This is a genomic window from Campylobacter sp. RM12654, assembly GCF_020137585.1.
In the GTDB taxonomy this organism is placed as follows: domain Bacteria; phylum Campylobacterota; class Campylobacteria; order Campylobacterales; family Campylobacteraceae; genus Campylobacter_E.
The window spans coordinates 44,522-55,925 of sequence record NZ_JACGAR010000013.1; the positions used below are offsets into that span (position 1 = coordinate 44,522).

The window sequence follows — 11,404 nt, forward strand, 5'->3', positions numbered from 1 at the left end:
CTTAACTTAATTTTTTAAGAGCTAGTTTTATTACTTCGCTAACACTATTTGCATTTATATCTTTTAAAGCTTTAATCACAGCTTCTTGTTTAAAACCTAAAGCAAGTAAAGCTTCACTAGCTTCGTAATAATAATTATTCTCCGCACTTATTCCTAATTTGATTATTTTATCTTTTAATTCTAATATTAATCTACTTGCACTCTTAGCACCAATTCCTGGAGCTTTACATAAAGCTTTTGCGTTTTCGTTAATAATAGCACTTTGCAAACTCGCTACATCCATTGATGATAAAAGTGCCATAGCACTTGTAGCACCTATGCCATTTACTTTTATTAAGGCTTCAAATAATATTTGCTCACTTTCATCTAAAAAGCCATATAATTTATTTGAATCTTCTTTAATAATTTGAGTAATTAATAAAGCTACTTTATCTCCTTTATTAATCCTAGCAGCACTTAATAAGCTAAGATTTATTCCATACCCTACTCCATAAGTTTTTAAAATTATAAACGCAGGAGTTTTTTTAATAACTTCACCTTCTAAATAAACTATCAATAATCTTCCTTTTCTTCCATAAATTCATCTTCGTAATTTTTAACTTCTGTTCTTTTTAGCTTTACTATTTTTGCACTTTCTTCATCACCTATCATAACTCTTTCTAATTTTAAACAATATAAATCTTCATATTCTTTAGTATTATAAGTTAGTTCAATATCAGGATAAAGTAATTTGAATTTAATTTCATTTAAATTCGCCCATCTTTTAGTATTTATAACCTTTGCTTCATAGACTTTATTTTGCAATCTTTTTAAATCATCTTCTAAATCTTTATGCTTATCTTTAAAATCTTTTAATTTAGTAATTAAATCATTATATTCAAGCACAACATTTTGATAATCTCTAATTTTTTGCAAAAATGCAGTAGGTGGAATAATATTACTTTGTTTCATCTCTGCTAATCTTTGTTTAATTTGCATAATACTATCTTTATTAGCGTCTATGATTGATTTTTTACTATCTATAATTTTTGGTAAAGATAATAGATTTTTATTTACTTCGGCTAATTGACCTAAAGTTTTTTCAAGACTTTTAACAATTATTGGAGATTTACTAGCACTTACTAAGAATTTGTTATTTTCTCCTAAACACTCTTTAACAACTGCAATATCACTAACTTCTATAGTTGTATTAGTTGTGAGCGTATCTATCATTACTTTATTTGCTATGATTTTACCGCCTAATGCGTGTTTTACTCTTACATTTTTTCCTATAATAACGCCATTTTCAAGCCTATTTACTTCTATATCTTCGCCTTCGCAATAACCCCTATGCACTTCTATATTGATTTTTTTCGCATAAATCTTACTTTTTGAATGAGTTTGTCCGCCTATATTTGCAATCTTTGCTTTTACTACTGAATTTTGAGCGATATTTCCTTTTACATTAAGTGTGCTTACTTCTATACTAAGATTTGCCCCTACTGCGTCTTTTAAATAATCTTGTTCATCAACATTTAAAGTAATATCTTTATTAATACCTGCATCAATTGAGCCTGTTGTTTTAAATTCCACAGCTTGAACGCTAACACTATCTTTTATATCATACAATTTATCTCTATAAACAAAAGTTACATAGCCATTTATATTTGCATAATACTTTATACTCAAATCATCTTCAAGCATTCTAATATTTTCACTAACCTTAAAATCAGGCTCACTTATAATATTAGAATTAGTAGCGTTAATGATATTTCCTTTTAAATCCTTACCATTAACAGCCTTTATTGGTTTAATAAATTCAATTATTAATTCATCTTTACTAATAGCATTTATAAAACCACGCTGAGAATAATCAATTTTAGCATTTTCATCTACTTTTTTATCTTTATAATAAAGCTTGGTTTCTGAATTAATAGCATTAATTGGCTCAATCCCATTAGCTAAAACTATACTAGCTTCCATAATTTGCTTACTTTCAAATGCCTTTAGCATTTTTACAAGCTGCTCTTGAAAAGTAAATTCTCTAATGCCTAGTAATAAACCTGCTTTTATAAATTTTTTATTAATTAAATCTCTAATATTTTCTATATATTCAGCAAATTCTATTTTATCATCATAATTTATAGCACTAAAATTTGCTACTACCTTAGTAAGATTTTTATTTGTTCCTATCTTAAAATCAATTAATGGAACAATATTGTCTATTATTTCTATTTCGTATATTTGTTTAATTTCCATATCGTCATTAAAGAATTTATCATCGTTAAATACTTCTAATTCGTGTTCTAAAAGGGTTTGAGACATTCCATCTTTAGTAATTATTGTCTCATAATGAAGAACCTTAAAATCTAAATTATTTATATCTTTTCTATATCTATTTGCATAATTTGTTAATTCATCATAAGGTTTATCTGTTTTGATTATGTATTTTTCCAAATTGTAAAGCCTTTATTTTTTTTCGTTAATATACCTAAAAATAAATTAAAAAAGTAAAATGAATGAAACAAGAACTAATAAAAAAATATTTTTTCAATATTTTTGGTATTTTAATATCAAGAATAAGTGGCTTTTGTAGAGATTTTTTACTAGCTAGATTTTTAGGGGCTAGTATTTATTCTGATATATTTTTTATAATGATAAAGCTTCCGAGTGTTTTTAGAACCTTATTTACCGAAGGCACATTTAATCAAAGCTTTTTACCAAATCTAGCCAAAACTAATCGTAAAGGCGAATTTTGTGTAAAGATACTTATAATTTTTATAGCTATACTTAGTTTAATAGCCTTAATTGTTTTTATGTTTTCTAATATCTTTACTAATCTAATAGCCTATGGTTTTAATGATGAGATTAAAAAAATATCAGCACCTTTAATCGGGCTTAATATTTGGTATTTAGTGATTATTTTTTGTGCTTCGTTTTTTGCGTCTTTACTTAATTATAAAGGTAGATTTTTTATAACTAGCATAAGCGCTTCTATTTTTAATTTTGCCTGTGTAGCAGCTCTTTTAATATTTAAAGATTTAGAAAAATTACAATTGCTTAAAATGATTACTTATTTTATTTTAATAAGTGCTTTTATTCAAGTAATTATTTTAATGATTGCTTTAAAGGATAATAAAATCTTTCATTCTATGATAATTTATGTAAAGAATTTAAATCATAAAAATAAAAAAACTTCTCTTAAAGGCTTTTTTAAAAATTTTAGCTCATCTTTAATTGGCTCATCAAGTTCACAATTAAACTCATTGGTTGAAATTGCTCTAGCTAGTTCATTAGCTCACGCAAGTATTTCATATCTTAATTATTCAACTAGACTTTATCAACTCCCATTAGCCTTAATTGCTATAGCTTTTACTCAAGTATTTTTCCCAAGCTTAATTACTTATATTAAACAAGGAAAAATTCAAAATGCTATTTTAAGTATTCAAAAAATATTTGAATTAATGCTACTTTTATTAATACTTGCTGCATTAACAGGCTATATTTTAAGCGAAGAGATAATTAAACTCTTATTTGAGCGTGGAGCATTTACAAATGAAAACACACTTGAATGTGCTAAAGTCTTAAGGCTTTATATATTATGTATAGTTCCACTTGGAATTTCAAAATTATTTTTAGCTTGGATAAATGCAAATTATTTACACTCAATTGCTGCTAAGATTTCAATAATGTCTTGTTTTATAAGTATAATTGCAAGTTTATGTTTGATAAAAGATTTTGGTATTTTAGCCTTTTGTATAAGTGCTAATATTTCTGCTTGGTTTATACTACTTGCTTATCTTTTTGTATTTTCTTATGCTAGATTTTTTAGTATTTTAAGACCTAGCGTTTGCTTAGGAATTATCTTTATTAGTGTAATATTTGCTTATGTTTTAATATATTTAAAAGGATTTTTAAATGCAATTTTTTAACTCACAAACTAGAAAAAAAGAAGAATTTACATATAAAAATGAATGTATAAATATATATGTTTGCGGTCCAACCGTTTATGATGACGCACATTTAGGCCATGCAAGGTCAAGCATAAGTTTTGATTTATTAAAAAGAGTAATTAAAGCAAATGGTTTTGAAGTAAAATTAGCGAAAAACTACACAGATATTGATGATAAATTAATCAAAAAAATGAATGAAAGTGGCAAAAGTCTAACTGAAATTAGCGAAACTTATATTAAAAGTTATGAAGCTGATATGAAAGCTTTAAATGTTTTAGAGCCTGATATTAGCCCAAGAGCAACTGAATATATTAATCAAATGATTAGTTTTATTGAAAAATTGCTTGAATTAAAATATGCTTATAGATTAGATGATGGAATATATTTAAATACAAGTTTAGATAAACTTTATTTAAGTATTTCAAACAAACCTCAAGATGATACTATCTCAAGACTTGAAAATGAAGTAGATAAAAAGAATGCAAGTGATTTTGTATTATGGAAATTTGATGAGAATTATTATAAAGCAAGTTTTGGCACAGGTCGTCCTGGTTGGCATACTGAATGTGTTTGTATGATTTTAGATATTTTTCCTAAATTACACATTCATTGTGGTGGAGCTGATTTGTTGTTTCCACATCACGAAAACGAAGCTTGTCAATGTCGCTTAGCAACTAAAAACGAACTAGCTACTTTTTGGCTACATAATGGCTTTGTAAATATTAATAACGAAAAAATGAGTAAAAGTCTAAATAATAGCTTTTTTGTAAAAGACGCTTTAAAAGAATTTAGCGGAGAAACACTTAGATTTTATTTACTAAGCACTCATTATAGACAAGATTTTAATTACACAATTACTGATTTAAAAGCTTCTAAAAAACGCCTTGATAAAATATTTAGAGTGAAAAAAAAGCTTAATTTAAATGAACTAGATTTAAAAACAATAGCACCCAATAGTGAACTAAAAGCAAAATTAGTTGAAGCTTTAAGCGATGATTTAAATACTTCAAAAGCACTTGCAATTGTAGATGAATGGGTAAATTATGCAAATACTATAAAAGCTAATGATGAGCTTAAAAATGAGTTTTTAGCTATTGTTGAATTATTAGGAGTTGGAGTGATTAATCCTAATGAATATTTACAAAATTGTGATGAGAAATTCCGTATTCAAATTCTAAAATTAATTGATGAAAGAAATGAAGCTAAAAAAAATAAAGATTACGCAAAAGCCGATAGTATTAGAAATGAATTAAGTAATTTAGGCGTAAGCATTCAAGATAGCGCTAATGGTGTTGATTGGGAGATTTTATGAATTTAAAAGAAATAGAAAATCAAAATGTATCCCAATTAAAATTATCTTATGTATTAAAAAGGTTTAAGCACTATTTTAAAGATTATAAAATAAGATTTTTTCTAGCAATAATAGGTATGATTTTAGCTTCAGCTGGAACTGCTGGTAGTGCTAAGATTATTGAACCGATTTTAAATAAAATCTTTGTAGAAAAAGATGTAACATTATTATATATCTTACCTTTAGGTGTGTTTGCTTTATATTTTATAAAGAATTTAGGTCTTTATATGCAAACAATTAATATGGGTTTTATAGGTATAGAAATTACAAAAAGACTAAGACAAAAAATCCTAAAAAAAATCATAGTAATGGATATGAAATTCTTTCAAAAACACCCTAGTGGAGAGCTAATATCACGCTCTTTAAATGATATTGGAAGTCTTCAAAATGTGCTTACTAATTTCATTCCTGATATTACAAGAGAAATAATTACAACTTTAGGCTTACTTTATGTAGTGATTTCTCAAAGCCCAAAATTAGCTTTTTTTGCATTTATTATCTTACCTGCTGCTATGCTTCCTATTAGATATTTCATAAAAAAATTAAAAAGCATAGGAGTAGCAACACAACAAAATTATGCCGAGCTTACTTCAAGACTAAATGAGATTTTAGGCAATATTGAGCTAGTTAAATCATCAAATGCTGAAAAATTAGAGCTAGAAAAATACAAAAATAGCAATGAAAATGTAGCAAAATTAATCTATCGTGGAACTAAAATAAATGCCTTTACAAGCCCTATTATGGAAACTTTTGGTGCTTTAGGCGTATCGGCAACTATAATAATAGGTGGAATGGAAGTTATAAATGGCTCTATGCAAATAGGCAATTTTTTCTCATTTTTAACGGCTTTATTTTTGATATATACTCCTGTTAAAAGAATTACAAGTCTTTATGCAAGTCTTCAAACAAACCTAGCAGCTAGCACAAGGACTTTTTATTTGCTTGACCTTGAGCCTGATATTAAAGGCGGAGATGAGAATTTAAATCAAGAAATTAAAAGCCTAAAATTACAAAATGCTAGTTTAAAATACGATAATAAATTAGCTTTAGATAATGTTAGTATAGAGTTTAAAAAAGGCGAAATCACCGCAATTATAGGAAGAAGTGGTAGTGGAAAAAGCTCTTTAGTAAATACTATTTTAAGATTTTATGAGCTAAATTCTGGAGAAATTAAAATAAATAATAACAATTATAAAAATTATTCACTAGATAGCTTAAGAGAAAAAATAGCAATAGTTACACAAAATATTTATTTATTTAGCGATACTATTGCAAATAATATTGCTTATGCAAATGAATTTGATGAAGAAAGAGTAATCAATGCTTTAAAACTTGCAAATGCTTATGATTTTATAAGTGCTATGCCTGATGGAATTTATACTAAACTAAGTGAAAAAGGTAATAATTTTAGCGGCGGTCAAAGACAACGCCTAGCACTTGCAAGAGCGTTTTATAAAAATCCTGAAATAATAATTTTTGATGAAGCAACAAGTGCTTTAGATAATGAAAGTCAGAATTTAATATCAAAAAGCTTAGTAAATATTAAGCAAGATAAGATAATTATTCTAATAGCACATAGATTAAATTCTATTGCAATTGCTGATAATATTTTGATTTTAGATAATTCTAAAATGGTGGGATTTGGAAACGATAAAAGCTTAGAAAATAATGAATTTTATAAAAAATTAAAAGAAAAATTTGAAGAATGTTAAAAGAGATAAAATGAATATAGAAAGTAAAGTATTAAAAAATGGCTTAAAAATTTATGCCATAAATCTAAATGATAATTCAGGTGTAGCTAGTGTAAATATCTTTTATAAAGTAGGCTCAAGTTATGAAGAATTAGGCAAAAGCGGTATAGCACATTTGCTAGAACACTTATCTTTTAAAAGCACAAAAACTCATAAGGCTGGAGAATTTGATGAGATAATAAAAGCATTAGGTGGAGTAAATAATGCTTGCACTAGTTTTGATTACACTCAATATTATGTAAATATCGCAAATATTCATATTAAAAGGGTTTTAGAATTATATTCTAGTATGATGAGTGAGTTATTGTTTAATAAAGATGAGTTTTATAAAGAAAGAGATGTAGTCCTTGAAGAAGAGAGATTAAGAGTAGGAAATGATGCTTTTGGGTATTTATATAATGCTATTTATAATTACGCTTTTATAAAGACTAGTTATCATTGGACGCCGATTGGATTTGCTGATGATATAGTAAATCTTACACCTAAAATTGTAAAAGAATTTTATACTAAATTCTATGCACCAAATAATGCTTGTATAGTAATTAGCGGAGATTTAGCTAATATTGATATTTTTAGTATGTGCGAAGAGATTTTTAGTAAAAAATCAGCAAAAAAAATCACACAAAATAAAGTATATGAGCCAGATAGAACAGGTCTAAAAGAAATAGAACTTAGTTTTCCTAATCTAAATTCTAATATTTTTGCTTGTGCTTATAAAATACCTGCATTTAATCACAAAGATTTTGAGTATTTAAAGGCTATTTCAATATTTTTAAATCTTGATAAAAACTCAATTATAAAAAATAAAATGATAAATGAATATAATCTATGTGCTGATTTGGACTTTTACGCACAAAGCTCTAAGAATGAAAATTTATTTATAATTTTTGGAGTTTGTAATGATTTAGTAAATACAAAATCAGCAATAAAGCAACTAAAAAAATTAATTAATCAAACAAAATTTAATAAATTTGATACAAGAACAATTTATAATCAATTAGAATTAAGCATAAATCAAGTAAAATCCAACCCAAGTGCTTTAGCGAGTGGAATTGGTAAATTTGAATGTTTTGGAGATGTAAATGTATTTTTAAATTCTCTAACTTCAAAAGAATTAGATTATAAAATTTTAAACCAAGTTTTTAAAAAATATCTAAAAGATGACAATTTAACTCAAATAATTTTAAAGGAGAAAGTATGAAAAAAGAAATAATAGGTGCAATGACAGCTTTAATAACACCATTTAAAAATGATAAAATTGATGAACTTAGTTATGAAAAGCTAGTTAAAAGACAAATAGCAAATGGAATTGATGCCGTAGTTCCTGTTGGAACCACAGGAGAAAGCCCAACTTTAACTCATGAAGAGCATAAAAGATGTATAGAAATCGCAGTAAGTGTTTGTAAAGGAACAAATACTAAGGTTTTAGCAGGTGCAGGTTCAAACGCAACTCACGAAGCAATATCTTTAGCAAAATTTGCTCAAGAGTGTGGAGCTGATGGGATTTTAAGCATTACTCCATATTATAATAAACCTATGCAAAGTGGATTATATAAACACTATGAAGCTATTGCTAAATCAATTGATATTCCTATTATGCTTTATAATGTTCCAGGAAGAACAGGTTGTGAAATAGCTAGTCAAACTATAATTGAACTTTTTAGAAATTGTCCTAATATTTACGGAGTAAAAGAAGCAAGTGGAAATATAGATAAGTGCGTAGATTTATTAGCAAACGAGCCAAAACTAAGACTTGTAAGTGGAGAAGATAGTATAAATTATCCTATTTTAAGCAATGGTGGTAGTGGTGTGATTAGCGTTACTTCAAATCTTTTACCAAATGAAATTGCTAATTTAACTCACGAAGCTTTAAAAGAAAACTATAAAAATGCAAAATCTATTAACGATAAACTTTATAATATAAATAAGATTTTATTTTGTGAGAGCAACCCAATTCCAATAAAAGCAGCAATGTTTATAGCAGGATTACTTCCTAGTCTTGAATATCGTTTGCCACTTTGTGCTCCTAGTAAAGAAAATCTAAAAAGAATAGAAGAAGTTATGAAAAATTATGATATAAAAGGATTTTAATGCAAGAGATTAATTTTAAAGATAAAGTATTAGTAATAAGCGGTGGAACTCGTGGTATAGGTAAGGCTATTGTATACGAATTTGCAAAAGCAGGTTGTAATGTTGCATTTACTTATAATTCAAACGAACAAATCGCACAAGAAATTGTTGCTGATATTGAAAAAACTTACAAAGTTAAAGCTAAATGCTATCCATTTGATATACTTGAGCCTGAAACTTATAAAGATTTATTTTTAAAAATTGATGAAGATTTTGATAGGGTTGATTTCTTTATCTCAAATGCAATTATTACAGGTCGTGCAGTTGTAGGTGGATATACTAAGTTTATGAAACTTAAGCCTCGTGGAATTAATAATATCTTTACAGCTACTGTTAATGCTTTTGTTTGTGGTGCTCAAGAAGCAGCTAAGAGAATGGAAAAAGTTGGCGGTGGAAGTATTATTTCAATTTCTAGCACAGGGAATTTAGTTCATATTGAAAATTATGCAGGTCATGGGACAGCAAAAGCTGCTGTTGAAGCAATGGCTAGATATGCAGCAACTGAATTAGGCGAGAAAAATATCCGTGTAAATGTTGTAAGTGGTGGTCCAATTGATACTGATGCTCTAAAAGCATTTACTAATTATGAAGAAGTAAAACAAGCTACAATGAATTTAAGCCCATTAAATCGTATGGGGCAACCTGAAGATTTAGCAGGTGCTTGTTTATTCTTATGCACCGATAAAGCTAGTTGGGTTACAGGACATACATTCATTGTAGATGGTGGAACAACATTCAAGTGATGAATTTACCTAATCTTTTGGCTAGTGCTAGGATAGTCCTAGCACCAATTTTATTTATATTATTAACGCACTCAAATGTGTTGGTTAATACTCACAATATACATATTTCTTGGATAAATTATTTAGCAGCTCTTATTTTTACTATTGCTTCTATAACTGATTTTTTTGATGGATATATTGCAAGGTCTTGGAATCAAAAAACAATTTTAGGAGAGATTTTAGACCCTTTAGCTGATAAAATGCTTACTTTAGCAGCGTTTTTAGGGCTTATGATGATGGGAAGGGTTAATGAAATTCTAGTTTATTTTATATTAGTTCGTGAGTTTTTTATAACTGGCTTAAGAGTTATGATAGTAGCTGATGGGCTTAAAATCGCTGCAAATATGAGTGGTAAAATCAAAACAACATTTCAAATGTTAGCAATTGGATTTTTACTAATGGATTGGTGGGGAAAAGATATTTTATTTTATCTATGCTTTTTCTTTACTATTTATTCTGGGGCTATTTATGTAATAGAATACGCTAAGGCAAAAAAATGAAGAATATAATTCTCACTTTTATTGTTTTAGCTTTTTGCTTTTGGCATTATGGGGCTAGTTTTTTAGGCACTATTTTAATACTTTCTTTTTTGATATTTTTTCATGAATTAGGGCATTTTTTAGCTGCAAAATACTTTAAAGTTAGAGTTTTAACATTTAGCATAGGGTTTGGAAAGCCAATTTATGTGAAGCATTATAAAGGCACTGATTATCAAATATCAAGCGTGTTTTTAGGTGGATATGTCAAGATGAAAGGTCAAGATGATAGCGACCCTACTCTTAAAAATTATGATTATGATAGCTATTCGGTATTACACCCATTTAAAAAGATTTTAATTCTTTTTGCAGGTCCATTTTTTAACCTACTTTTAGCATTTTTAATCTATATAAGTTTAGGTTTTGTAGGGGTTGAAAGGCTTAGTCCGACTATTGGTGCGCTTAGCGAATATGCTGATACAAAACTAAAAGTAAATGATAAAATACTAAAAATCAATGGCACTAAAATTAATAATTTTTACGATATAAAACCACTCGTAAATGATAGTAGTATTAATGTAAAAGTATTAAGAAATAATGAAATTTTAGAACTTGATATTAAAACTTACGAAGGCAAAACTCAAAATATTTTCGGAGAAATCATCACAAAACCACTATTAGGAATTGTGCCTAAAAATGAGACTTTTATAGAATATCATAGAGATTTTAGTGTGTTTGCTTGGGCTTTTAAAGAGAGTTTAGATGGGGCTTTTTTAATCCTTGAAGGTCTTAAAAAATTAATATTAGCTGAAGTTAGCCCTAAAAATATAGGTGGAATTATAAGCATAGCCGACACAACTACAATGGCTACTACACTTGGAATTTCAAAACTGCTAATAATCACGGCTTTACTATCAATTAATCTTGGAATTTTAAACCTTTTACCTATTCCTGTGCTTGATGGCGGGCATATAGTTTTTAA

Annotated in this window: 10 protein-coding genes; 8 read left to right on the plus strand and 2 right to left on the minus strand. The window is 27.4% G+C overall.

Annotation, left to right across the window (positions count from 1 at the left end):
- Position 1 precedes the first annotated feature (1 nt).
- Positions 2–556, minus strand: a complete 555-nt coding sequence (gene ruvA, locus AVBRAN12654_RS05765; RefSeq protein WP_214117728.1) for a Holliday junction branch migration protein RuvA — start codon at positions 554–556, stop codon at positions 2–4.
- Positions 553–2,436 carry a flagellar assembly protein A gene (locus tag AVBRAN12654_RS05770; protein WP_336614114.1) on the minus strand — a complete coding sequence of 628 codons (1,884 nt, stop codon included), beginning with the start codon at positions 2,434–2,436 and terminating at the stop codon, positions 553–555. Before AVBRAN12654_RS05770 ends, ruvA begins: the two co-directional genes overlap by 4 nt.
- A gap of 62 nt (positions 2,437–2,498) precedes the next feature.
- On the opposite strand from AVBRAN12654_RS05770, the gene murJ reads away from it, so the two are divergent.
- The 8 genes from murJ to AVBRAN12654_RS05810 all read left to right on the plus strand — a co-directional run.
- Positions 2,499–3,911 carry a murein biosynthesis integral membrane protein MurJ gene (gene murJ, locus AVBRAN12654_RS05775; protein WP_336614115.1) on the plus strand — a complete coding sequence of 471 codons (1,413 nt, stop codon included), beginning with the start codon at positions 2,499–2,501 and terminating at the stop codon, positions 3,909–3,911.
- Entirely contained in the window at positions 3,898–5,244 is a 1,347-nt protein-coding gene (gene cysS, locus AVBRAN12654_RS05780; protein WP_336614116.1) for a cysteine--tRNA ligase, read from the plus strand. Before murJ ends, cysS begins: the two co-directional genes overlap by 14 nt.
- Positions 5,241–6,995: an ABC transporter ATP-binding protein gene (locus tag AVBRAN12654_RS05785; RefSeq protein ID WP_336614117.1), complete on the plus strand. Its 1,755-nt coding sequence runs from the start codon at positions 5,241–5,243 to the stop codon at positions 6,993–6,995. Before cysS ends, AVBRAN12654_RS05785 begins: the two co-directional genes overlap by 4 nt.
- Positions 6,996–7,005: 10 nt before the next feature.
- A complete protein-coding gene (locus AVBRAN12654_RS05790; RefSeq protein ID WP_336614118.1) occupies positions 7,006–8,235 on the plus strand; it encodes a M16 family metallopeptidase in 1,230 nt (409 codons plus the stop codon).
- Complete coding sequence (gene dapA, locus AVBRAN12654_RS05795; protein WP_214117734.1) at positions 8,232–9,125, plus strand: 4-hydroxy-tetrahydrodipicolinate synthase; 894 nt, start codon at positions 8,232–8,234, stop codon at positions 9,123–9,125. The genes AVBRAN12654_RS05790 and dapA overlap by 4 nt, the downstream gene beginning before the upstream one ends.
- On the plus strand, positions 9,125–9,907 hold the full coding sequence (locus AVBRAN12654_RS05800) for an enoyl-ACP reductase (RefSeq protein WP_214117735.1): 783 nt from the start codon (positions 9,125–9,127) through the stop codon (positions 9,905–9,907). The genes dapA and AVBRAN12654_RS05800 overlap by 1 nt, the downstream gene beginning before the upstream one ends.
- Positions 9,907–10,446, plus strand: a complete 540-nt coding sequence (pgsA, locus tag AVBRAN12654_RS05805; protein ID WP_214117756.1) for a CDP-diacylglycerol--glycerol-3-phosphate 3-phosphatidyltransferase — start codon at positions 9,907–9,909, stop codon at positions 10,444–10,446. The genes AVBRAN12654_RS05800 and pgsA overlap by 1 nt, the downstream gene beginning before the upstream one ends.
- Positions 10,443–11,404, plus strand: a 962-nt coding sequence (locus AVBRAN12654_RS05810) for a M50 family metallopeptidase (RefSeq protein WP_336614119.1), incomplete at its 3' end; no start/stop codon positions are given. The genes pgsA and AVBRAN12654_RS05810, both read left to right, overlap by 4 nt.

Bases quoted from the DNA above. Each gene is read 5' to 3' on its own strand.
- murJ (WP_336614115.1), top strand. From the start codon at position 2,499: ATGAAACAAGAACTAATAAAAAAATATTTTTTCAATATTTTTGGTATT.
- cysS (WP_336614116.1), top strand. From the start codon at position 3,898: ATGCAATTTTTTAACTCACAAACTAGAAAAAAAGAAGAATTTACATAT.
- AVBRAN12654_RS05785 (WP_336614117.1), top strand. From the start codon at position 5,241: ATGAATTTAAAAGAAATAGAAAATCAAAATGTATCCCAATTAAAATTA.
- AVBRAN12654_RS05790 (WP_336614118.1), top strand. From the start codon at position 7,006: ATGAATATAGAAAGTAAAGTATTAAAAAATGGCTTAAAAATTTATGCC.
- dapA (WP_214117734.1), top strand. From the start codon at position 8,232: ATGAAAAAAGAAATAATAGGTGCAATGACAGCTTTAATAACACCATTT.
- AVBRAN12654_RS05800 (WP_214117735.1), top strand. From the start codon at position 9,125: ATGCAAGAGATTAATTTTAAAGATAAAGTATTAGTAATAAGCGGTGGA.
- pgsA (WP_214117756.1), top strand. From the start codon at position 9,907: ATGAATTTACCTAATCTTTTGGCTAGTGCTAGGATAGTCCTAGCACCA.